Raw genomic sequence first — 22036 nt, forward strand, 5'->3', positions numbered from 1 at the left:
GGAGAATTTAGTTTGCTGCTACAATGGCCTTCATATCAGTCATGTAGCCGCGTAGCTCTTCACCTACCAATTCAACATGGTGGTCTCTGATAGCCTGGTTAACGGCAACCAGTGTTTTGTTGTCCACACTGTTAGATTGGTTGGATAAACCTTTACCTAGTAATTCAGCGCTTAAGCTGGGCATCAGCTTGTCAGCCAGCAACGGAATGGCGGCGTTGGCAAACAGGTAGTTACCGTATTCTGCGGTATCTGAGATAACCACATTCATTTCATACAAGCGCTTACGGGCAATGGTATTGGCAATCAACGGCGTTTCATGCAGAGACTCGTAGTAAGCTGACTCAGGCAGCATGCCGGACTCCACCATCACCTCAAATGCCAACTCAACGCCAGATTTGATCATGGCGACCAGGAAAATACCTTTGTCGAAGAATTCCTGCTCGTCGATCTTGCCTTGATAAACAGGCGCTTGCTCAAAACCGCTACGGCCAGTTTCTTCGCGCCATTTCAGCAGGTTGGCATCGCCGTTGGCCCAATCCTGCATCATAGTGCGTGAGAACTCACCGCTGAGGATGTCGTCCTGGTGCTTTTCAAACAGCGGACGCAGCAGGTCTTTCAGTTGTTCGGATAACTCGAAAGCCTCAATCTTGGCAGGGTTGGACAGCCTGTCCATCATGTTAGTCACACCGCCAATCTTCAGTGCTTCGGTGATGGCTTCTAAACCAAATTGGATAAGTGCAGCGGCATAGGCCGGGTCTTCCCCATCGGCAACCATCTTTTCATAGCCCAGGATGGCAGCACTTTGTTGCATACCACACAGGATGGTTTGTTCACCCATCAGGTCAGATTTTACTTCGGCAACAAAAGACGAATGTAATACACCGGCACGATCACCGCCTGTGGCGGACGCCAGGGCTTTTGCAATGTCTAAGCCCAAACCTTGCGGGTCATTCTCAGGGTGCACGGCGATAAGGGTAGGTACACCGAAACCACGCTTGTATTCCTCACGTACTTCAGTACCCGGGCACTTAGGGGCGCACATGACAACAGTGATATCGCTACGAATCTGCTGACCTTCTTCAACAATGTTGAAGCCATGCGAGTAAGACAGTGCAGCGCCTTGCTTCATCAGCGGCATAACCGCTTCGATAACGCTGGCATGCTGCTTGTCTGGAGTCAGGTTATAAACCAGATCTGCACCAGGAATCAGCTGTTGGTAAGTGCCAACCTCAAAACCATTGGAGGTTGCACGCTGATAAGAATCACGTTTTTCATCAATAGCCGACTGGCGCAGGGCATAAGCCACATCCAGACCGGAGTCACGCATATTCAGGCCTTGGTTCAGGCCTTGGGCACCACAGCCCACGATGACAATCTTTTTACCTTTAAGGAAATCGCAGCCATTGGCGAATTCCTGGCGATCCATAAAACGGCATTGACCCAGTTGATCCAACTGCTGTCTTAAATTCAGGGAATTAAAATAATTTGCCATAACTTTCTCCGTGGTCTCCCTATCGGGCGACCAATAAACTTCTTCTTACAAGACAGTGACGTACTTGTGTTGAATAGAGAATAGGTCATAGCCAATGTTGAATAAAATGATATATTTGCAAGAGTGTGTTTCATATTTTGCAATAAACATGGATATTCGTAGCCTGCAACAGTTCCAACACTTAGCCACTAGTCTGCATTTTGGTAAAACAGCGGAAGCCTTGTATGTCAGTCCATCTACGTTAAGCCGGGCCATACAGCGCTTGGAGGAGGAGTGTGGTGCGCCGTTATTTGTCCGAGACAATCGTAAGGTCAAACTTACCGCCGCAGGCAGCCGCCTGCTGGATTTTAGCCAGCAGACATTGACCGCTTGGCAGCAAGTTAAAAGCGAAATACAACAACACCGGCAGGAAATTGCGGGTGAACTGAGTTTGTTTTGCTCGGTGACTGCCAGCTACAGCCATTTGCCGGCATTGCTGGAGCGATTCAGGCATTTGTACCCTCAGGTAGAAATTAAACTGACCACGGGTGATCCTGGCGTCTCTACCGACAAAGTACTGACAGACAAAGCGGATATGGCCATTGCCGTCGATGCACCAGATTTCCCCCCGGAGCTGGCTTTTCATCATCTGGATACTCTGCCCTTGGTGATGATTTGCCCCGCGTCTATGCGCCTTACCCAGGTTGAACAAGTCGACTGGCGCACGGTATCCATGGTGCTACCTGATTCCGGCCCGTCTAAGCGTATTGTGCATCATTGGCTCACAGAACACGGCATTCGCCCCAATGTGTATGCCACCGTAGGCGGGCATGAGGCGATAGTGAGCATGGTGGCGCTGGGATGCGGTATCGGTATAGTGCCCCGTCCTGTTGTTGAGCAGTCTATTCTTGCGGATAAAATCGGCATTATTCCTCTTGGTGATATAGAGCCCTTCAAACTGGGGTTGTGTTGCCTCAAAGAAAGGGCTAGTGAGCCGCTGATTAAGGCATTGCTGGAACAAATTTAAGGCACAATCAGAATTGACTGTTATTATCTGGCCTCTTTTTGGTCAGCGGTAAATTGCAGTGCTTTGGATCCCTTTTACATTACTGGCTGCCTTTATGCAGGCCTGGCGTAACGCATTTCAAAAGCAGCTCAGTCATGACGTGGCTGCCAGCGGCGTAACCTTAGCGCGCTTTCTGTATGCCAGCCCACTGGCCGCCCTCTATCTTTTGGGTCTTTACTGGTGGAGACCGGTGGCACTGCCCGAGCCGAATGTCGCTTTTGCCTGGTACATTCTGGGCGCAGCATTGATGCAAATCCTGGCAACGGCACTGATGGTGCGTTTGTTCCAATTACGCAATTATGCCATCGGCGTTGGGCTGGCCAAAAGCGAAGCTATTCTTGCGGCGGCCCTGGGTGTGGCGTTTTTTGCGGTGTCCCTGGATTGGCTTGGCTGGCTGGGCGTGCTGCTGGGCGCACTGGCCGTGTTCCTGCTAAGCGGTCTGCGTGCATCGCAGGGATGGTCCTGGCAAACCTTAGGGTTAGGGCTGGGGAGTGGCCTTGCTTTTGCGTTAACGTCACTTTGGGTTAGAGAGGCCAGTTTAGCCCTCGGGCTGCCTTTTCCCCATGGTGCTGCCTGGGTGCTGCTGCTGGTGATCTTGCTGCAATCGGTACTAATGGTCGGCTGGTTGCTGGTTAAAGATGCGGCCACCTTGAAAGCCTTATGGCATAGGCCCAGATTGACCCTGCTGATTAGTTTTTGCAGTTGCCTTGGCTCAATTGGCTGGTTCACCGCCATGAGTTTAGAGTCAGTTGCCCTGGTTAAAACCCTGGGGCAAGTTGAAGTGCTGTTTAGTCTGATGATCTCTGCCTGGTTATTTCGAGAGAAGCTCGCAAACGCCGATAAACTTGGGCTGCTGCTAATTGTGGTCGCAGCAGTGTGCGTGGTATGGAGCTGAGTGCCGACTGTGCACTAGCGGCTGGGCAGAGCCTGGCTTGCTGCGCAGACTAGTGACATTTCATTTCCAGCCCATCCATCTCTGGATATCGTCGATGAAGGTTCCATACAACATCGACATACCGTCCATCCCTGGACATAAAAAAACCGGCTTAAGCCGGTTTTTTTAAAGCACAGATACTTAGCGCTCTCTGACTACTCGCATACCGATATAGTTAGCGCGGAAACTTGGGTCCAGCTCCATACGGGTTGATACCCTGGCAAGGCGAGGTGCGAAGTTCCAGGCACCGCCGCGCACTACCGCGCCATTGTTAGATGTGTTGGATACCGTCCATTCCCATACGTTACCTACGGTATCAAACAGGCCATAACTATTGCGATCAAAGGAGGCCACAGGTGCTGCACTGATGTTTGACCACTGGCTGCCACACCAACCGCAGTTGGCATTGCCGGTGCCGACACTATCACCCCACCAGTAGTCATTTTCTTTACCACCGCGGGCGGCGTATTCCCACTCGGTTTCGGTTGGTAGACGGTATCTGTTACCGCTGGCTTCGCTTAACCAGTTTACGTAAGCGGTAGCATCGCGCTGGCTGATACATACAACTGGATGGTTATCGGTATTGGCATAACCTGGGGTGCGCCAGTTCAATTGATCCTGCCAAACCGGTGAACCTTGCTCATAGAAGGCGCAGCCTCGCTCTTTCTCTGCATCGGTTACATAACTGGTTTCTTCCACAAAGCGGCGGAAATCGGCTACCGTGACTTCGAATTCACCAATACCAAAAGAGTTGTTGAGGGTTTTAGTTTCAACCGGACGCTCGTTTTCCAATCCTGTGCCATTGATATCACCCATGCGGAAGGTACCGGCAGGCACCACAACCAACTGCGGGCCAGGAATATCGCCGTTCAGAATGTCCTGAACTTTTTCACCTTTGTTGAAGGCAAATTGGGCACGCTTCATTTCCACCTTAATGGTGGTGCTTTCTTTCAATTGCAGATTCTGGCGGAAAGTCTCATAGCCGCGTTTGACCACTTCCAAATCATGTGGTCCGGCGGGCAGCATAATCTGTAAGCGGGTAGAACCGTAGCTAACGCCATCAATAAAGACTTCATCATCATAGACGTTGGAACGCACGGTCAGCTCATACATCACTGATTCATCAACCGGTGCACTACCGTCAGATACCGCAGGGACAGTAACGACTTTGGCGACTTCAGGTTGCGTCCGCTCGGCAACACAATAGCGCTTGTCTAGCCCAAGCAATTGGCAGCCTTCTGTGCGCTTGAGGTTACCCTTTAACTCCACATTCATCTGTACGGCGTAGTTACCTGCGCCACTGAAGCCGTCTTGGGTCACATCACTGCGCAGCAACAGTACATAAGCTTCTGAGTAAGGGCGATGTTGTTTTGCTGCAGCAGCTTCGGTCAGACCGTCATATAACTGATCCAGGAATCGCTTAGAGGCTTTTTGCTTAGCCAGAAACTTGCCGCGCTCTGAACATTTACCGATTGTCTCGTCACGGTCACAAGTTATCTCATGATTAACTGTCACTTGATCCTGGCGGTTGAATTCACGGAACAAACGGTCAACACGAGCGTTGTTAAGCTTTTCCTTGAGGCTTTCTATTTTGTTCAGCAGGCTGTGTTTGGACAGGCGCAACTGTTCGACATCCAGCAACTTACTTTGCCAGTCCTTGTACTGCGCAGTAATGGCGTCTTTGTTCTCTTTATGTGCGCGAACTGCCGACAAATAGGCTTCCCTGGCTTCGTTGATATCGATGCTGGGATCTTCAATCGTGCGCTCATATTGAACGTTCATTTCATTCAATTTGACTTGACGATTATGTTCCAATTCTTTGCCTTTGGTGCGCATGGACGCCAGATCGCGCTCAAACTGCGCGGCTTTGGCAATCTCACCTTCCAGCGTCCGATGGTAGCTGTCGTATTCGCTTTGGTTGGCTTGAATTTGCTGTTGGATTTCCTCAACGGAGGCGTTTTCCGCTGCGAGCAGGCTGGCTGGATAAACCAGTGCTATCGCTAGAGCAAGGTGTGCTATTCGCTTCATTATTCCATTCCAAACGGGTCGCCAGCTGGCAAACTACTGTTGTTTTTATGGTTATCAAACGGCGTTGTGCTAATGCTAAATCGCTTGTCTTTTGCACATGCGAAAATGCCGCAACAAGGCCCTATGCTATTGACTTGTCAAGTAAAGCGCAAGTGCCATCCGCGCTAATTCACTGTCAGTGCAGACCAAGGTCGGCTCTGACACTTATTGTGTGAGCAATTGTGCCATAAGTCGGTCAAAGGCACGAAATTGCAAAGCTTCAGCCAGATGCTGTCGTTCTATGCGAGGTTCGGCCTGTAAATCAGCAATAGTGCGGGCTACGCGTAACAGTCTGTGGTAACTGCGTACTGACAAGCCCAGTCGTTCGCAGGCATTCTCAAGAAAGTGTTGTTCAGCATTGTTCAACGCGCAATCAATGGTCATGTCCTTACTGCTCAGCTCTGCATTGGTTTTACCTCGCCTGTTTAACTGTCGGGTTCGTGCATTGATTACCCGTTGGCGGATAACCCTACTGCTTTCTCCTCGTTCCTGGTGAGGAGTGCTCAAGCTACCTTTGGGGAGGCGTGGCACGTCGACCTGTAAATCGATGCGGTCCAAGAAGGGGCCAGACAGGCGATTAAGGTAACGCAGGATCTGATCCGGTGTGCTGCGTTTATCTTCGATACTGCCAGTTGGGCTTGGATTCATGGCCGCTACCAACTGAAATTTAGCTGGAAAGGTGGCTTGCTGGGCGGCTCTTGATATACACACATACCCTGACTCCAACGGTTCTCTCAATACATCCAGTACCTTGCGGTCAAATTCCGGTAACTCGTCTAGAAACAGTACACCGTTGTGTGCAAGTGAGATTTCCCCTGGACGGGGGATACTGCCACCTCCAGCCAGGGCAATGGCGGATGCCGTGTGGTGAGGATGGCGAAATGGTCGCTGACGCCAATGCTCAGGTTCTACAGGCTTTCCAGTAATGGAATGAATAGTAGCGGTCTCCAAAGCCTCGTCATCAGTCATGGGCGGAAGTATGTTAACCAGCCGGTTGGCTAACATCGTTTTACCTGTACCTGGTGGGCCGGTAAACAGCAGGTTGTGTGCACCAGCGGCGGCTATCTCCAGCGCTCGCTTGGCCATGGTCTGGCCAATCACATCCTGCATATCTAACTGTATGTCGTCGCCCTGTTGTGGAACCGCAGCGGTATAAGGTAGCAAGCTTTGTTGGCCGCATAAATGATGGAAAACTTGAAGCAATGCCGGTGCAGAAAATAGCGTTATGCCATTAATTAAACTCGCTTCTGCAGCGTTTTGCTGAGGAATAATCAATGCTTGTCTGGCTTTGTGGCTGGCATAGGCGAAAGGTAAAGCGCCACTGATGGGGGCAAGTTCACCAGATAACGCCAGCTCCCCAGCCAGCTCATGATTTTCTAAAGCTTGAAGGGGGATCTGTCCGCAGGCTGCGATGATGCCAATGGCAATGGGCAGGTCAAAACGCCCTCCCTCTTTAGGTAGATCGGCGGGGGCCAGATTAACGGTGATACGTCTGGCTGGGAATTCAAAGCCCGAGTTGATTAATGCACTGCGCACCCGGTCGCGGGACTCTCTGACAGAGGCCTCGGGCAAGCCAACGATATTGAAGGCTGGCAGCCCATTGGCCAGATGTACTTCAACCCTGATCGGGGGAGCTTCTATGCCGACGCTGGCACGCGTGTGAACTATGGCTAGTGACATGTGATCTTCCCTGGCTTCACCTGTCAAAGCCTAGTCCAGCGGCCAGGGAACGCCAGTATGTTCAGTGACTGCCTTGAAAAACCGGTAATTGCCAATGCCAGCGAATTGCGCCAAGTCTGAGCAATAATGTGCCTGCCATGCCCAGAATCATCGCTGGTAAGTCAGGCACACCCAGTGACATAGCCGAAACATATAGCAAGCCACCGACAATACAGGTGGTGGCATACAGTTCGCCTTTTAGTACCAAGGGAATTTCTCGGCATATCACATCCCTGATTAACCCGCCGAATACACCGGTCATAGTACCCATAACAATGGCGATAAAGGGGCCAGTGCCTTGGTCGAGTGCTTTTTGCAGGCCCATGATGTTGAAAAAAGCGATGCCAATTGCATCAGCAATCAGTAAGGTTTGATAGGGAAATTTATGAGTGATGCGCAGCCACAATATTGTGATGATAGCGGCAACCAGGATGGCATAAAGGAAATCCGGCTGCTGTACCCAGAACACCGGCAGATCCAAAATCATATCGCGCAGTGTGCCACCGCCAATAGCAGTAACCGAAGCCAGGACGATGACGCCGAAACCGTCCATATGTTTACGATAGGCCATCAGGGTGCCGGATATGGCAAACACTGCCACGCCCAGTAAATCAATCCAATGTAACCAATGGCTCATGCCCTATGTTCCCCTGTTCGAATTGCTCAATACTCTAATGTGCAAAATGCAAAAATGACAAGAAGGAGAAAGAGTTGTTTTACAAAAATGGATTTTGAGAAAAATTATTGCTTGATCTGGCTTTAAGCACCGTGTTATTTCTAATAGCAGTGACGTAACTTGATATTGATTGGGCAAACAGCCTTTTTATGAACCTTTTCGCAAACCTTCTTCTTACTGTCGTAGTGGTCGTGGTGATTATTATCTCCGCGGGGGAAGCGTTTGGTCTGAAATAAGTCCAGTTACACGAAAACCCCCCGCGCGAAAGCCCGGGGGGTTTTTTGTTTTATGGGCGCTAAAAAAGAGTGAGAGCGAAGATGAAAGGCGCACAAGCCATCCTGGAGTTCCTGGTACAGCAAGGTGTAGACAAGGTTTTTGGTTATCCCGGCGGTGCTATCATGCCACTGTATGATGCCCTGCTTGATTCGCCTGTCCAACACTATCTGTGTCGCCACGAACAAGGCGCTGCATTCGCCGCTATAGGTTATGCCCGGTCGACTAATCAGGTTGGGGTGTGTATCGCCACATCAGGCCCGGGAGCCACGAATTTATTGACCAGTCTGGCTGATGCCAAATTGGACTCAGTGCCGCTGGTCATGATTACCGGTCAGGTGGCGCGAGCGGCCATGGGGTCCGATGCGTTTCAGGAAGTGGATGTATTAGGCTTATCACTCAGTATCTGCAAACACAGTATGCAAGTACTGGAGCCACAAGATCTGGTGCCCTGCCTGCAAAAGGCCTTTCAGATCGCTCGTGAAGGAAGACCTGGCCCGGTGTTGGTGGATATACCCAAAGATATTCTGACCGGTTTAGTTCCCGCCAGCCGGGAAGCTTGTCAGGACTATAGTATCCCTGAGCATTCCGACCAGGATTTGCAGGCGGCTAATCAATTGATATCCAGCAGCGAGCGCCCGGTATTGTACATAGGCGGCGGTGTCGGCATGGCAAATGCGGTAGCCGAGCTGCGCGATCTGATTCAGCGCACCGGCCTGCCACAGGTTTGCACCCTTAAAGGTTTGGGCAGTGCAGAGTCTGAACATCCCTTGTACCTCGGCATGTTGGGGATGCACGGGTTGGCTGCCGCCAATTTGAGTGTACAACAATGTGATCTGCTCATAGCCATTGGTGCCAGACTGGATGACAGGGTCACCGGCAAGCTGGATGAATTCGCCCCGCATGCAAAGTTAATCCATATTGATATCGATCCTGCAGAGATTCACAAGCGTCGTCGTGCCGATGTCAGCCTGCTTGGCGACCTGAAGAGGATTCTGCCGATCTTGCGTAAGGAGCAGGTGAAGCAACCCTGGCAGCAGTGGGTAAGCGATTTAAAAGCCAGTAAGGCGTTTCCTTATGCTGAAGATAACAGTCCTGGGCAGATTGATGCCCCGCAATTGCTCAGACAACTGAGCGATATGTCTGCCGATGATGCCATAGTGAGTTGCGATGTAGGCCAGCACCAGATGTGGGTGGCTCAGCATATGCGTTTTTCTCAGCCAACCTGTCATTTGAGCAGCGGCGGGCTGGGAACTATGGGTTTTGGTCTGCCGGCCGCCATAGGTGCGCAGGTGGCCAACCCCGGCACCCAGGTCATTGCAGTCTGTGGTGACGGTTCTTTTATGATGAATGTGCAAGAGCTGGGTACTCTGCGTCGCTATCAGATGCCGGTCAAAATAATGATTCTTGATAATCAGCGTCTAGGCATGGTGAAACAATGGCAGGAACTCTTTCATGAAGAGCGCTACAGCGAAACCGACCTGTCTGATAATCCGGAATTCAGCCGCCTGGCGGCCGCCTTTGATATTGCGAGTGATGTAATTCATTGCCGCAGTCAGGTCGCGGACGCCCTGGCCAGAATGCTGGCCCATCAGGGACCTTATCTGTTGCATGTGCAATTAGATCACAAAGATAACGTATGGCCTATCGTGCCACCCAATACCGCCAACCATCAAATGTGGGAGCAACCAAAATGAACTATCAATTGGATATGTTGTTATCAGATCAACCTGCGGTATTGGAACGTGTGCTGCAAACCACTCGTTACCGCGGCTTTAAGGTCGACAGTATGCAGATGCAGCCAGCATCGAAGCAGATGCGAGTGTCGATGCAGGTGTCCGGCCAACAGCCCATTAGTCTGCTGACCAGCCAATTGCATAAGTTGTATGATCTGGCTTCACTTGAATGTCAGGCCCAGTTGGCGCATACCGGCGAGCTGCAATCGGCATAGATTCAATATCTAGTGCGTTTTTTCGCAGCAGTAGGCGGGCTGAAGTTAGCCCGCGACATAGTTTTCAGAGATTTAGATAATGGGGCGCCTTGCCCCAGTAATTCAGACAATAAGGGTTTTCTACCATGCCAAAATTACGTTCAGCAACCACCACCCAGGGCCGCAATATGGCCGGTGCCCGCGCCTTGTGGCGTGCCACAGGCATGACGGAGGCGGATTTTGGCAAACCTATTATTGCAGTTGCCAACTCCTTTACCCAGTTCGTGCCAGGCCATGTGCATTTGAAGGATATGGGGCAACTGGTTGCCCGCAGCATTGAAGAGGCCGGCGCGGTGGCCAAAGAATTTAATACCATTGCGGTGGATGATGGTATTGCCATGGGCCATGGCGGCATGCTCTACAGTCTGCCCTCCCGTGAACTGATTGCCGACTCGGTAGAGTATATGGTTAATGCTCACTGCGCCGATGCGCTGGTGTGTATTTCCAACTGCGACAAAATTACCCCAGGAATGTTGATGGCCGCACTGCGCTTGAATATTCCAGTAGTATTTGTATCAGGCGGTCCCATGGAAGCCGGTAAGACTAAGCTATCTGACAAGATCATTCACTTGGATCTGGTGGATGCCATGGTAGCAGCGGCTAATCCTAACGTGTCTGATGCTGACAGCGAAGCCATTGAACGTTCCGCTTGCCCGACCTGCGGTTCCTGCTCAGGTATGTTTACTGCCAATTCCATGAACTGTTTAACCGAGGCACTGGGATTGTCGCTGCCGGGTAATGGTTCACTGTTGGCGACCCATGCTGATCGTGAAGGTTTGTTTAAACAAGCCGGTAAAGTGGTGGTGGAATTGTGCAAACGTTATTACCAGGACGACGATGCCAGTGCACTGCCTCGCGCCATTGCTGGCCGTGCCGCGTTTGAGAATGCTATGGCACTGGATATTGCCATGGGCGGCTCTACCAATACTATTTTGCATTTGCTGGCCGCCGCGCAAGAAGCTGAACTGGACTTTACCATGACGGATATCGACCGTTTATCCCGTAAGGTTCCGCATTTATGTAAAGTGGCACCGGCCACCCAGCAATACCATATGGAAGACGTGCACCGTGCCGGCGGCGTGCTGGGCATTTTGGCCGAGCTGAACCGTGGTGGCTTGCTGAACCCTGATAGCCCACACGTGCTTGGCGGCAGTATTGGCGACGTGATAGGTCAGTGGGATGTGACACAAGCGAATAATGATGCTGCGCACACCTTCTTTAAAGCGGGTCCTGCTGGTATTCGCACCACCAAAGCGTTTAGCCAGGACTGCCGTTATCCGAGCCTGGATACTGACAGACAACAAGGTTGTATCCGCGATATGCAGCATGCCTTCAGTCAGGAAGGTGGATTGGCGGTGCTGTTTGGCAATCTGGCCGAAGACGGATGTATTGTCAAAACCGCTGGCGTGGATGAAGACAATCTGCGTTTCACCGGACCGGCACGTATCTATGAAAGCCAGGATGCAGCGGTCAGCGGCATTTTGAGTGATGAAGTGAAGGCTGGTGAAGTAGTAATCATCCGCTATGAAGGACCAAAAGGCGGCCCGGGTATGCAGGAAATGCTCTACCCCACTTCTTATCTGAAATCTAAAGGCCTGGGTAAAGCCTGCGCCCTGATCACCGATGGGCGTTTTTCTGGCGGTACATCTGGGTTGTCTATTGGCCATGTTTCCCCGGAAGCGGCCGCTGGTGGTGTCATCGGTTTAGTGCAGCCGGGCGATATCATCGCTATTGATATTCCCAACCGCAGTATTCAATTACAGGTAAGTGATGCCGAGTTGTCTGAGCGCAGAGCGAAAATGGAGCAGGCCGACAAACCTTGGCAGCCGCTTGACCGTCAGCGTGAAGTGTCTCTGGCGCTAAAAACCTATGCCATGCTGGCCACCAGTGCCGACAAAGGGGCAGTGCGTGATCGTGCTCTGCTGGAGGGCAAGGGATGACAGTCTCGGAAGGCGAGTATCTGAAAAAAATCCTGCTTTCGCCCGTGTATGATGTGGCGGTAAAAAGTGATTTAGTACATCTGGATAAGTTGTCTTTGGCATTGGGCAACGATATCTGGCTGAAGCGCGAAGATCAGCAGCCGGTAAAATCTTTTAAGCTGCGCGGCGCTTATAATCGCATTTGTCAGCTGACAGAGCCGCAGAAACAGGCGGGCGTGATTGCGGCATCGGCAGGTAATCACGCGCAGGGCGTGGCTTATTCGGCGCGTATTAAGCAGATTCGTGCCATCATTGTGATGCCGGAAACTACCCCGGATATTAAAGTCGAGGCAGTACGTACTTTTGGTGGTGAATATGCCGAAGTGGTACTGCATGGCACCAGCTTTGATGCTGCTAAGGCCGAAGCCAGCCGGTTGACAGAGTTACATGGTTATACCTTTATTCCACCTTTCGATGATGCCGATGTTATCGCCGGACAAGGCACTATTGGTCGCGAGCTGTTAGAGCAAAACCCGCATCTGGATACGCTGTTTATTGCCGTAGGTGGAGGTGGTTTGGCGGCCGGTATCGCCGTTTACCTCAAACAGCTCAAACCCGAGCTGAAGATCATTGCCGTGGAGTCCGACGAGTCTGCGTGCCTCAAAGCTGCATTGGAAGCCGGGCATCCCACTGAACTTGCCAGCGTTGGTATTTTTGCCGATGGGGTGGCGGTTAAGTTGATTGGCAGCGAAACCTTCAGGTTATGTCAGAAATATATCGATGAAGTAATTACCGTCAGCAGTGATGAAATCTGTGCGGCCATCAAAGATATCTTTGATGACACCCGCGTGATTGCCGAGCCCGCTGGTGCTCTATCGGTTGCCGGTATTCGCAAATATGTGCAGCAGCATGGTTTGCAAGGGCAGCAGTTGGGGGGCATTTTGTGTGGCGCCAATATTAACTTCCATACCTTGCGTTATGTTTCCGAACGCTGCGAACTGGGTGAACAGAAAGAAGCGGTATTTGCCGTGAAGATCCCTGAGCGGGCCGGTTCCTTCAGGCATTTTTGCCGACTGCTGGGCGGGCGGGCCATCACTGAATTTAACTACCGCTTTGCCAGCGACAAAGAAGCCCACATTTTTGTTGGACTGAAGTTAAGGGAAGGCCGGGCTGAATTTGAGCGTATCAGCTCATTGCTGCACAAAGAAGGCTACCAGTTGTTCGATTTGTCGGATAATGAACTGGCCAAGTTGCACGTACGCTATATGGTGGGCGGACGGCCGCCGAGCTTACTCAATGAGCATGTGTTCTCCTTTGAGTTTCCCGAGCATCCTGGCGCGCTGATGAAGTTTCTGGATACCCTGGGCGAGCGTTGGAACATCACCTTGTTCCACTACCGTAACCACGGTGCAGCAGAAGGGTTGGTGCTGGTGGGTTTTGATATTCCCGAAGGCTCAAGGGCTGAGTTTGATCAGCACGTGGCGCAGTTGGGCTATAGCTTCCAGGAGCAAACGGACAACCCGGCCTACCGGTTCTTCTTATCGGACTTAAACGGCGTGTTCTAAGCACGCCGTTTCCATTGGCTTGAGCGACAGGTTTAGTTGTCTTCCCCTTCCATCGCCAATCCAGCCAGCAGACCAAGCAATAGCATCAATAATGGAATGCCAATTAAGTTAATGGTGATTGGCAACTCACTACTCCATTGAATCCAGAGCATGACTCCCCAGGCCAAAAGTAATGTTGGCAATACCAGCCAGGACTTGTGTTTCATATTGCAGATCATCCCTAGTTTCCTCCGCTTAACAGACAATGTGTTGCTCGACGACATTGATTTGATGTTGTCAGTGTAGTGGCTTGCCAATAGCGCTGTTAGTGGCAATAATGATAAAAAAGGTGCCAAAAGTGACATTTGGGGGTGGTGGTGAAAAAGATAGCCGTGCTGGCAACCGATAACGCTGTGGGTTCACATTTAATGGGCGTCAGAGACTTCTTTGATTATGCCAATACGCTGTGGCGCTACCTCAACCCAAATGGCAATACGCTGTTATTCGATACCCAATTTTTCTCGACCGGTGGTGGGCAGATTCAATGTTCCAACGGTTTTATACTGCCGGCGACGCCCATTCAGGAGCTGGAAAAGGCCGATGTCGTGATTGCCGGAACGGCTTATACCTACGACAAACAAGGCTTAACGGCGTATTTGCAGCAAGCCGAGCCGATGTTTGAGCTACTAAGTCAGGCATCGGCACAAGGGAGCCTGATAGCCAGCCATTGCAGCGGTACTTTCGCCATGGCGGAGGCCGGTATTCTGGATGGACGTCAGGCTACCACCTGCTGGTGGTTGAAGGAGGTTTTCTCTGGTCGTTATCCTGATGTGCAGTTGCGTATGGATGAGTTAGTGGTGAGTGATGAGCATTTGCTGACTGGTGGAGCTACGACATCTTTCACTAATGTCTGCTTGGTGTTGCTGGAACGCCTTTGTGGCTATCAGTTTGCAACCAATTTATCTAAGGTTTTGCTCCTTGACCGGCATCGTCTATCTCAGCAAACCTTTATTGACCCGCACTTTGTCATTGGCCACAAGGACAGTTTGGTTGAACGGGTTCAGCAATGGATGCAACAGCATTATGCCGAGTCTGTTGGTTTGGATGATATTTGCGCACAGTTTGCCGTAACTAAGCGCACGCTGATTCGCCGGTTCAAGGCGGCCTGCGGTGAAACTCCGCTGTCTTATCTGCAGCAGATTAGAGTGGAAAAAGCCAAACAATTACTGGAAGGCACTGACCTACCGGTGGAGCGTATCATTGAAAAAGTTGGCTATGGTGATCCGGCATCATTTCGTAAGCTATTTAGCAACCTGACTCAGCTTACTCCCAAAGCGTATCGACAACGCTTCAGCTACCAGCCGACTATTATTGCCTAGCCAGCTTGGGGCAGGTCAAAGGCAGGTAAGCCTGCCCCATAGAATTAAGCCTGATCGCGCAGCTGCTTTTCTAGCTCTGCAAGGCGCTCTTCCATAGCGGTCAGTTTTTCGCGAGTGCGCACTAACACCTGAGTCTGCACATCAAATTCTTCACGGCTGACAAAGTCCAGTTTGCTTAATTGAGATTGCAGTACCTGCTTTACCTTTGCCTCGGCACCTTCAGCCATGGATTTTACGCCGGGGGGAATGGCATCTGAGATTTGCTTGGCAATCTCTTCGATTTTCTTGGGATCTAACATGGGCGGGTCCTGACAGTTTTGGTTAGTGGAATTAGAACCCAGCAGACTGCCGGGTTCAAGTTTCTAAACGCTCAGTTTAGGCAAGTTCTTCTGCCATTTCCCAGGGCGCGGACACCAACCCGTCCTCCCCTGGCACCGGGAAAGACACGATCTGAATTTCGTCTTCCTCCAGGCCTGGAAGCCACTTGTGTTGCCAGTCACTTAAGGTGATTTTGTGTGGCTGGCAGTGAGACCAATCGCCATTAATCCAGTCTTTAGCAAATTCAGCATCGGGCCAGATGGGAATACAATCCTCTTCATCTGTGGTCAGGATCATCGCGCCATCATCATCAACCAGCGTCCAGATTTCCTGAGTTTCCTGCAGGCGCTTGAGCAGGTATTTATGACGTTGTTCAGGGGTCTGAGCCAGGATGTCATATTTACTGTCGGGATTGGCTTGTGCAGACATGGTTTACTCCTTAGTCGATGAAGCTGACAATGCAGATGCCAGGATTTGCGCATGTTCGTGCAAGTCGTGGCCAAGATCGGTCAGGTAACCGCCGTCAACCTGATCGATAATGCCTTTCTCAAACAGTCGCTTGGCTGCATCCACAATGGCCGGGTCGGCATCGTGATGGATCTTCAGACCTTGTCTGAGGCTATCGAGAGGAAATTTCAGAAGCAGGTTGATTTCTTCTAGCATAGGGTGGGTAAAAGGCATGGCAATCTCCCAAATGGCCGGTGCAAAGTGAGCGTCGTACTTCAGCTTTTGCTGATCTTATTGCCTGACGCTACCTTTCATATTGGGCGTCGGACCGACAAGGCGCAAGTGTTTTTCAATGTCGAGAGCTGTGTGGCTTGTCTTTATGCAGTTTATTTAATCAATCTCGTTTTTTCATTGGTCCGCCGGATAGGATTATCGGTATTGCATCGCCAGAACCTGTGGATTGGGGGTAATAAGCTTGGGGGTAAAGATGAGCATTGCACTTACTTGAAAGATAACTGGTCATAGCAGGATTCTCTGGCGTATCTCAGGTATAATGGCGGGCAATTCAAATTTAATTCAAGCACATGAAATACAAAGACTTACGTGATTTTATCGAACAGCTTGAAAAAGCCGGTGAACTCAAGCGTATCAGCATGGAGATAGATCCGGTGCTGGAGATGACCGAGATAGCAGACCGCACCTTGCGTGCCGGTGGGCCAGCTATTCTGTTTGAGAATCCGAAAGGCTTTAGCATGCCGGTGCTGGCCAATTTATTTGGTACGCCCAAGCGCGTGGCGATGGGAATGGGGCAGGATTCGGTAGAAAGCCTGCGGGAAGTGGGTAAGTTACTGGCTTACCTAAAAGAGCCCGATCCACCAAAAGGTTTTAAGGAGCTCTGGGATAAACTGCCGGTGTTTAAGCAGGTGTTGAATATGCCTGCCAAGGAATTGAGCAAAGCGCCCTGTCAGGACGTGGTGCTAACTGGCGATCAGGTAGATTTAACCCAAATCCCCATTCAAACCTGCTGGCCGGAAGATGCGGCACCCTTGATAACCTGGGGTTTAACCGTAACCCGTGGGCCCCATAAAAAACGCCAGAATCTAGGCATTTATCGCCAACAACTGCTTGGCCCGAATAAAGTGATTATGCGTTGGTTATCGCATCGCGGCGGCGCCTTGGATTTTCGAGAGTGGTGCCAGGAGCATCCCGGCGAAAACTTTCCTGTTGCCGTTGCCTTGGGTGCAGATCCTGCAACCATACTGGGAGCCGTAACTCCTGTACCTGATACTTTGTCTGAGTATGCCTTTGCGGGTTTGCTGCGTGGCGACAAAACCGAAGTCGTGAAATGTATCAGTAATGATCTACAGGTGCCTGCCAGTGCTGAAATTGTATTAGAAGGCTATATTGCGCCCAACGAAACGGCCCCTGAGGGACCCTATGGTGACCATACGGGATATTACAATGAAGTCGATGACTTCCCTGTCTTTACCGTGACGCACATCACACACCGTAAGAACCCTATCTATCATTCCACCTATACCGGCCGTCCGCCCGATGAACCGGCCATTCTAGGTGTGGCGCTGAATGAAGTGTTTGTGCCAATTCTGCAGAAACAGTTTCCAGAGATTGTTGATTTCTATTTGCCGCCAGAGGGGTGCTCTTACCGCATGGCGGTGGTGACCATGAAGAAGCAATACCCCGGTCATGCCAAGCGTGTGATGCTGGGGGTGTGGTCGTTTTTACGCCAGTTTATGTATACCAAATTCGTGATTGTCTGTGATGACGATGTCAACGCCAGGGATTGGAATGACGTCATTTGGGCTATTACTACCAGGATGGATCCTGCCCGCGACACGACAATAATTGAGAATACACCCATCGACTATCTGGACTTTGCCTCACCGGTATCGGGTTTAGGGTCAAAGATGGGGATGGATGCCACAAACAAGTGGCCCGGAGAAACCGACAGAGAATGGGGACGTCCCATAGTGATGGATCCAGCCATCAAGCAGAGAATTGACAGTATCTGGGATGAGCTGGGACTTAACAATACACCACAAGATAAATGAGAAATGTCTGAATTTGAGTGCAAAATAAAGCAGTTGGAATCCCTCACTCCATTTGTGTGGCGAATCCTCCTTGAGCCAGAGCGACCGGTATCATTTAAAGCGGGTCAATATATTCGGGTTGTTATGGGTGAGACGGACAAGCGTCCGTTTTCCATCGCCAATGGTGCGCATGATTCGCAGTTTATTGAATTGCATGTGGGTGCCTCCGCGCATAATCCCTGGGCGATGCAGGTGATAGAGAAAATGCAGCAAGGTGGCAAGGTGCTGTTGGATGGCCCGCACGGTAAAGCGCAATTGCGTGACTCCGAGCCCAAGCCGACTATTCTCATGGCGGGTGGAACAGGTTTTTCTTACACCTGGAGCATTTTACAAACACTGCTGGCTACGCCCTTACGTGAACCGGTATTTTTGTACTGGGGTACGAAAACATTGGAAGACATGTACGCGCTGGATGTGTTGCAGAAGCTCGCTACCCAACACCCCAAGCTGAAAGTGATTCCCGTGCTGGAAAATCCTTCCGATGATTGGCAAGGGCGCACAGGTCTGGTACATCAGGCTGTGCTAGAAGATTTTATCAGTCTGGAGCCTTATCAGGTCTATGTGGCGGGACGCTTTGAAATGGCCGGTGTCGCCAGGGAAGCTTTCCATCAGCAAGGGCTGTTGCTAGATAACTTGTTTGGCGATGCTTACGAGTTTATTTGAAGCCAATAAGTAAAAAGCCAGGTCATTACCTGGCTTTTTTAATGCTTTAAGGCTGCTTCGCCAGCCATACAATGAGTTCAATAACCTGATCAGGTGTCATATCCCGAGTGAACATGGCGCGATACTTTCCGTTAATCAGAAAGGCTGGTACACCTTTGGTCAAATGGCGGTTGTTTTGTTCCAGCGTTTTGTTGTTTCTGGCCAACAAGCTGTTGACTGCAAAACTCTCAGCCATTTCGTCAAAGCGCTCGGCGCTAACGCCCTGACTGACATAAATCCCTTTTAGATCATCCAGTGACGTTACGGGTTGGCGCTGCTTATGGATATGGGCAAAAATCGCACCGTTGAGTTTCTCTTCTTGTTTCAAGGCTCGGCCGATCATCATAGCGCGGCTGGCAGCATTTTGAGTTTCTTCATCGGCAAAGCGCATAAAGTTCACATGCACTTTTTCAAATTTAACGCCTTCGCTTTCCAGCTTGGCCTTCATTTGTTGCACAACAGGTTCAACGGCGTTACAGGCAGGACACCAAAATGAAAAATATTCCTGCACAACCGGCTTGCTGGTACCTTTGTCGCTAATTACGTCGTAATGCGTACCTTCTTTCCAATCGGCAGCCTGCAATGGCAGCGATAACATAATGGCGATTAAACCGAGGAACTTTTTCATGCCGTTTTCTCCTTGTGTAATGACGGCGAATCTACCACAGGTTGAGCCTGCTGGAAGTTGAGGATCATATTGAATTGTAACCAAAAACAAAAAGGGACCGGCTGGTCCCTCCGATGTGTTATTTCTGTTTGGACAACCACACAATCAGGTCGACCATATCGTCAGGCCCCATGTTGCGGGTGAATTTAGCTTTAAACTTGCCGTTGACGATAAAAGTCGGCACGCCACCCAGATGCTTACGGTAATGCTCTAGGGCCTTATTGTTTTTTGACACCAGGCTGTTTACGCCAAAACTGGATGCCATTTTTTCAAACTCAGCGCTATCTACTCCATTGATAATAAAGATGTTTTCCAGGTCTTTCAGTGAAGTGACTTGTGAACGCTGTACATGAATATAATTAAAAATGGCTTTGTTGAGCGCATCTTCACGTTTCAGGGCGCGGCCAATCATCATGGCTTTCGTGGCTTCGTCTTGAATGTCTTTTGTGGTGAAGGCCATGAAATTAGCATGCACTTTTTCAAAGCTGACGTTTTTATCCAGCTTGCTCTTGATTTGGGCGACCAGCGGCTCGAAAGCATGGCAATGAGGGCACCAGAATGAGAAGAATTCTAATACTTCTGCTTTGTCGGTGGCTTTGTCGCTAATAACCTCGTAATGCTCCCCTTCTTTGTAAACTTCCTGGGCACAGGCTTGAAGAGGCAGCAAGATGGCCAGCATGAGCAGGCTGAACAGCTTTTTCATTGGTACAATCTCTTGTTGGAATAGGAAACGGCAAAAAGGTTACCACAGCTTTAGGCAAATGCCGACAGCCTGCTTATGGCGGTAGATGCTTAGTCAGGTATCGTTCATTTTTACCAGGTATAAAAAAGGGGCGTTGCCGCCCCTGCTAGTTAGAATTGATAACCGGCACTGATGTAAGCCGTGCGCCCCTGGCGCTGGTAACCTATTACCTCTTCATAGTCGTGGTCAAAGAGGTTTTCAGCGCGTAAAGCAAACGTCCAATGTTGGTCCGGTTTAAAGTTTACGGCTGCATTCACTAAGGTTACAGCATTGAGCTTTAGTTGAGCATAAGGATAAGTGCCAAAGAAAGTATCTTCTCTTGTTCCTTGATACTGTAGCTGTATATACGCATTAGCTTTTTGCTCAAAAAAGTCCTGACTTAGTGTTAAATTGGCCTGATGACGAGGACGGCGAACTTCTGTTTGTTCTTCAACCCGAGGAGGATCGGTTTTTTTAACTTTCTCCTTCGCATCAAGGTAACTGTAGTTAAGGTCTACCTTAAGCTCGCCAATTGTTCCTTTAAGTTGCCATTCGGCTCCTCTGCGTTTGCTATTCTCAGACATGTTTATAGCTGTATAGCGTCCATTCGCTAAGTCAAAAAACGAACCGTTAATTTCGTTTTCTAGGTCCGTGAAGTACAAGTTAAGGCCGGTGGACCAATTGGCGTTTATCTGATATTGGCCTCCGAGCTCTGTACTAATGCTCTTCTCTGGTTCAAGTGCAGGGTTACCAAGAAAGTCTGCTGGGAAGTAACCAAAGCGTTCAACCAACGTGGGATTCTTTACAGCTTTACCATGACTGATATAGATCTTATGCCCGCCATCTAACAAATAACTCCCACCTAAGCGGAAGGTTAGTGCATCATCGAACTCATCATTACTATCATAGCGGCTGTTGGCAGTAAGGCTCAGACCTTCTAGAACTTCATGAACTACATCCAACACCACGGACTGGGTGTGGTTTTCCTGTGTCTGGTTGGGGTCGCCCCAAACACTCGCTAAACCAATTTGCGTAAATTCTTCATCTACATGTTCTAACGCCATTGCAATACGACCAGCCTGGCTGTAGTTCAGAGCACTTTGCCAATACCAGCGTTGCTTATTGCTATCGGCCTCACTCGTCAGATTGCTAACTGTTTCGCTGCGGCTGAACTGATATCCGGCTTCATGTTGCCAGCGAGTATCTACCGCTGTGTAATACCAACCCAATTTGCCGCTGGCAAAACGACCATGTGTATAGAGTTCAGCATCAGCTCCACCCGCGTCATACTCGTTGTAGGAATCTACATAGCGTAAATTCGCTGTCACTCTTGCCTGCTCTGACAGTTTGTAACCTAGCTGGGTATTAAATTCGTTGTTGCGGTATCCATCGCGCTCATTGCCTTGAGCAGAGATGTTTTGACCGTCGGTAGAGAAGTGGCTGACAGACAGAGCGTAGTTAAAGGCGTCTGCTGCACCACTTACATTTGCTGCGAGTTTGGCGCTGCTGTCCTCACCTACTTCAATTCGCGCACCGCCACGAGTCTGCTCTGTGCCCTGGCGCGTCGTAATGTTTAGTACGCCTGCTACCGCGCCGCTACCCCATAACGCACTCTGAGGGCCGCGTAAGAGCTCAATTCGTTCAACGTTATCCAGATTGACGTGGGCAAAGTCCACCGCTCCGTCGCTAAGGTTATTAATCTCAACGCCATCAACCAATACCAATATGTGGTTAGATTCACTGCCTCGCAGTCTTACACGGGTTTCCGTGCCCTTTGCGCCGGATTGGGAGATGCTGATACCTGCTTGACTGCGGAGTATATCTGCTAGATTGAGAGCCCCAGAATTTTCAATTTCTGCACGGTCAATAACGGAAACTGACGCGCTTACACGTGACAGTTCAATGGGCTGACGAGCGCCAATTACGCTGATGGTTTCAATCTCTTCCTGAGCTAAAGCTGCAGAAGTGCCGAACAGGCTGGCGAACACCGCCAACCCTAGAGTAGTGTGTTTGAATTGCATAGGTATGTGCCTAG

20 protein-coding genes are annotated in these 22036 nt (G+C 50.3%); 9 read left to right on the forward strand and 11 right to left on the reverse strand.

The features are described from left to right. Nucleotides 1-7: 7 nt before the first annotated feature. Nucleotides 8-1492, reverse strand: a complete 1485-nt coding sequence (gene ilvC, locus KJY73_RS10135; protein WP_206595656.1) for a ketol-acid reductoisomerase — start codon at nt 1490-1492, stop codon at nt 8-10. A gap of 148 nt (nt 1493-1640) precedes the next feature. Here ilvC and ilvY point away from each other — a divergent pair, with 148 nt between their 5' ends. Beyond that, entirely contained in the window at nt 1641-2498 is an 858-nt protein-coding gene (gene ilvY / locus KJY73_RS10140; protein ID WP_214343556.1) for an HTH-type transcriptional activator IlvY, read from the forward strand. Between the two features lie 94 nt (nt 2499-2592). Next, a complete protein-coding gene (locus tag KJY73_RS10145; RefSeq protein ID WP_214344594.1) occupies nt 2593-3432 on the forward strand; it encodes an EamA family transporter in 840 nt (279 codons plus the stop codon). 180 nt (nt 3433-3612) lie between these two features. Here KJY73_RS10145 and KJY73_RS10150 read toward each other — a convergent pair whose 3' ends face one another. From KJY73_RS10150 to KJY73_RS10160, 3 genes are all read right to left on the reverse strand, one after another. Next, nucleotides 3613-5499, reverse strand: coding sequence for an SUMF1/EgtB/PvdO family nonheme iron enzyme (locus KJY73_RS10150; protein ID WP_214343566.1), 1887 nt, complete (start codon nt 5497-5499; stop codon nt 3613-3615). 204 nt (nt 5500-5703) lie between these two features. Beyond that, the gene (locus KJY73_RS10155) at nt 5704-7218 is read right to left on the reverse strand and encodes a YifB family Mg chelatase-like AAA ATPase (protein ID WP_214343568.1); all 1515 of its coding nucleotides are present in this window, start codon (nt 7216-7218) and stop codon (nt 5704-5706) included. 61 nt (nt 7219-7279) lie between these two features. Further along, complete coding sequence (locus tag KJY73_RS10160; protein WP_214343570.1) at nt 7280-7894, reverse strand: trimeric intracellular cation channel family protein; 615 nt, start codon at nt 7892-7894, stop codon at nt 7280-7282. Nucleotides 7895-8250: 356 nt separating this feature from the next. Here KJY73_RS10160 and ilvG point away from each other — a divergent pair, with 356 nt between their 5' ends. The 4 genes from ilvG (at nt 8251) to ilvA (ending at nt 13680) form a co-directional block, all read left to right on the forward strand. Further along, complete coding sequence (ilvG, locus tag KJY73_RS10165; protein WP_214343572.1) at nt 8251-9903, forward strand: acetolactate synthase 2 catalytic subunit; 1653 nt, start codon at nt 8251-8253, stop codon at nt 9901-9903. Then, a complete protein-coding gene (gene ilvM / locus KJY73_RS10170) occupies nt 9900-10157 on the forward strand; it encodes an acetolactate synthase 2 small subunit (RefSeq protein WP_214343574.1) in 258 nt (85 codons plus the stop codon). Before ilvG ends, ilvM begins: the two co-directional genes overlap by 4 nt. Before the next feature lie 125 nt (nt 10158-10282). Then, nucleotides 10283-12136: a dihydroxy-acid dehydratase gene (gene ilvD / locus KJY73_RS10175; protein WP_214343576.1), complete on the forward strand. Its 1854-nt coding sequence runs from the start codon at nt 10283-10285 to the stop codon at nt 12134-12136. After that, nucleotides 12133-13680: a threonine ammonia-lyase, biosynthetic gene (gene ilvA, locus KJY73_RS10180; protein WP_214343578.1), complete on the forward strand. Its 1548-nt coding sequence runs from the start codon at nt 12133-12135 to the stop codon at nt 13678-13680. Before ilvD ends, ilvA begins: the two co-directional genes overlap by 4 nt. A gap of 32 nt (nt 13681-13712) precedes the next feature. Here ilvA and KJY73_RS10185 read toward each other — a convergent pair whose 3' ends face one another. Further along, nucleotides 13713-13886 (reverse strand): hypothetical protein, encoded by a 174-nt coding sequence (locus tag KJY73_RS10185; protein WP_214343580.1) that lies wholly within the window; start codon nt 13884-13886, stop codon nt 13713-13715. 150 nt (nt 13887-14036) lie between these two features. On the opposite strand from KJY73_RS10185, the gene KJY73_RS10190 reads away from it, so the two are divergent. Then, nucleotides 14037-15038 carry a GlxA family transcriptional regulator gene (locus KJY73_RS10190; protein WP_214343582.1) on the forward strand — a complete coding sequence of 334 codons (1002 nt, stop codon included), beginning with the start codon at nt 14037-14039 and terminating at the stop codon, nt 15036-15038. A gap of 44 nt (nt 15039-15082) precedes the next feature. Here KJY73_RS10190 and ubiK read toward each other — a convergent pair whose 3' ends face one another. From ubiK to KJY73_RS10205, 3 genes are all read right to left on the reverse strand, one after another. Further along, a complete protein-coding gene (gene ubiK / locus KJY73_RS10195; protein WP_214343584.1) occupies nt 15083-15337 on the reverse strand; it encodes a ubiquinone biosynthesis accessory factor UbiK in 255 nt (84 codons plus the stop codon). Nucleotides 15338-15413: 76 nt separating this feature from the next. Continuing rightward, nucleotides 15414-15785, reverse strand: a complete 372-nt coding sequence (locus KJY73_RS10200; RefSeq protein WP_214343586.1) for a DUF2750 domain-containing protein — start codon at nt 15783-15785, stop codon at nt 15414-15416. A gap of 3 nt (nt 15786-15788) precedes the next feature. Next, on the reverse strand, nt 15789-16037 hold the full coding sequence (locus KJY73_RS10205) for a TIGR02647 family protein (RefSeq protein ID WP_214343587.1): 249 nt from the start codon (nt 16035-16037) through the stop codon (nt 15789-15791). A 350-nt stretch (nt 16038-16387) separates the two neighbouring features. Between KJY73_RS10205 and ubiD the strand changes: the two genes are divergently transcribed. Further along, nucleotides 16388-17872, forward strand: coding sequence for a 4-hydroxy-3-polyprenylbenzoate decarboxylase (gene ubiD, locus KJY73_RS10210; RefSeq protein ID WP_214343588.1), 1485 nt, complete (start codon nt 16388-16390; stop codon nt 17870-17872). A gap of 3 nt (nt 17873-17875) precedes the next feature. Further along, on the forward strand, nt 17876-18574 hold the full coding sequence (fre, locus tag KJY73_RS10215) for an NAD(P)H-flavin reductase (RefSeq protein ID WP_214343589.1): 699 nt from the start codon (nt 17876-17878) through the stop codon (nt 18572-18574). 46 nt (nt 18575-18620) lie between these two features. On the opposite strand, the gene KJY73_RS10220 is transcribed toward fre, so the two are convergent. The 3 genes from KJY73_RS10220 to KJY73_RS10230 all read right to left on the reverse strand — a co-directional run bounded on the left by KJY73_RS10220 (nt 18621) and on the right by KJY73_RS10230 (nt 22022). Continuing rightward, nucleotides 18621-19241, reverse strand: a complete 621-nt coding sequence (locus tag KJY73_RS10220; protein WP_214343590.1) for a thiol:disulfide interchange protein DsbA/DsbL — start codon at nt 19239-19241, stop codon at nt 18621-18623. 118 nt (nt 19242-19359) lie between these two features. Then, the gene (locus tag KJY73_RS10225; protein ID WP_214343591.1) at nt 19360-19983 is read right to left on the reverse strand and encodes a thiol:disulfide interchange protein DsbA/DsbL; all 624 of its coding nucleotides are present in this window, start codon (nt 19981-19983) and stop codon (nt 19360-19362) included. A 149-nt stretch (nt 19984-20132) separates the two neighbouring features. Then, complete coding sequence (locus tag KJY73_RS10230) at nt 20133-22022, reverse strand: TonB-dependent receptor plug domain-containing protein (protein WP_214343592.1); 1890 nt, start codon at nt 22020-22022, stop codon at nt 20133-20135. Nucleotides 22023-22036 lie beyond the last annotated feature (14 nt).

Origin of the sequence: Bowmanella yangjiangensis (assembly GCF_018531185.1) — a bacterium.
In the GTDB taxonomy this organism is placed as follows: Bacteria; Pseudomonadota; Gammaproteobacteria; order Enterobacterales; family Alteromonadaceae; genus Bowmanella; species Bowmanella yangjiangensis.

Excerpts from the sequence above, each read along its gene's own strand:
- ilvC (WP_206595656.1), bottom strand. The coding sequence starts at position 1,492 with ATGGCAAATTATTTTAATTCCCTGAATTTAAGACAGCAGTTGGATCAA.
- ilvY (WP_214343556.1), top strand. The coding sequence starts at position 1,641 with ATGGATATTCGTAGCCTGCAACAGTTCCAACACTTAGCCACTAGTCTG.
- KJY73_RS10145 (WP_214344594.1), top strand. The coding sequence starts at position 2,593 with ATGCAGGCCTGGCGTAACGCATTTCAAAAGCAGCTCAGTCATGACGTG.
- KJY73_RS10150 (WP_214343566.1), bottom strand. The coding sequence starts at position 5,499 with ATGAAGCGAATAGCACACCTTGCTCTAGCGATAGCACTGGTTTATCCA.
- KJY73_RS10155 (WP_214343568.1), bottom strand. The coding sequence starts at position 7,218 with ATGTCACTAGCCATAGTTCACACGCGTGCCAGCGTCGGCATAGAAGCT.
- KJY73_RS10160 (WP_214343570.1), bottom strand. The coding sequence starts at position 7,894 with ATGAGCCATTGGTTACATTGGATTGATTTACTGGGCGTGGCAGTGTTT.
- ilvG (WP_214343572.1), top strand. The coding sequence starts at position 8,251 with ATGAAAGGCGCACAAGCCATCCTGGAGTTCCTGGTACAGCAAGGTGTA.
- ilvM (WP_214343574.1), top strand. The coding sequence starts at position 9,900 with ATGAACTATCAATTGGATATGTTGTTATCAGATCAACCTGCGGTATTG.
- ilvD (WP_214343576.1), top strand. The coding sequence starts at position 10,283 with ATGCCAAAATTACGTTCAGCAACCACCACCCAGGGCCGCAATATGGCC.
- ilvA (WP_214343578.1), top strand. The coding sequence starts at position 12,133 with ATGACAGTCTCGGAAGGCGAGTATCTGAAAAAAATCCTGCTTTCGCCC.
- KJY73_RS10185 (WP_214343580.1), bottom strand. The coding sequence starts at position 13,886 with ATGAAACACAAGTCCTGGCTGGTATTGCCAACATTACTTTTGGCCTGG.
- ubiK (WP_214343584.1), bottom strand. The coding sequence starts at position 15,337 with ATGTTAGATCCCAAGAAAATCGAAGAGATTGCCAAGCAAATCTCAGAT.
- KJY73_RS10200 (WP_214343586.1), bottom strand. The coding sequence starts at position 15,785 with ATGTCTGCACAAGCCAATCCCGACAGTAAATATGACATCCTGGCTCAG.
- KJY73_RS10205 (WP_214343587.1), bottom strand. The coding sequence starts at position 16,037 with ATGCCTTTTACCCACCCTATGCTAGAAGAAATCAACCTGCTTCTGAAA.
- ubiD (WP_214343588.1), top strand. The coding sequence starts at position 16,388 with ATGAAATACAAAGACTTACGTGATTTTATCGAACAGCTTGAAAAAGCC.
- fre (WP_214343589.1), top strand. The coding sequence starts at position 17,876 with ATGTCTGAATTTGAGTGCAAAATAAAGCAGTTGGAATCCCTCACTCCA.
- KJY73_RS10220 (WP_214343590.1), bottom strand. The coding sequence starts at position 19,241 with ATGAAAAAGTTCCTCGGTTTAATCGCCATTATGTTATCGCTGCCATTG.
- KJY73_RS10225 (WP_214343591.1), bottom strand. The coding sequence starts at position 19,983 with ATGAAAAAGCTGTTCAGCCTGCTCATGCTGGCCATCTTGCTGCCTCTT.
- KJY73_RS10230 (WP_214343592.1), bottom strand. The coding sequence starts at position 22,022 with ATGCAATTCAAACACACTACTCTAGGGTTGGCGGTGTTCGCCAGCCTG.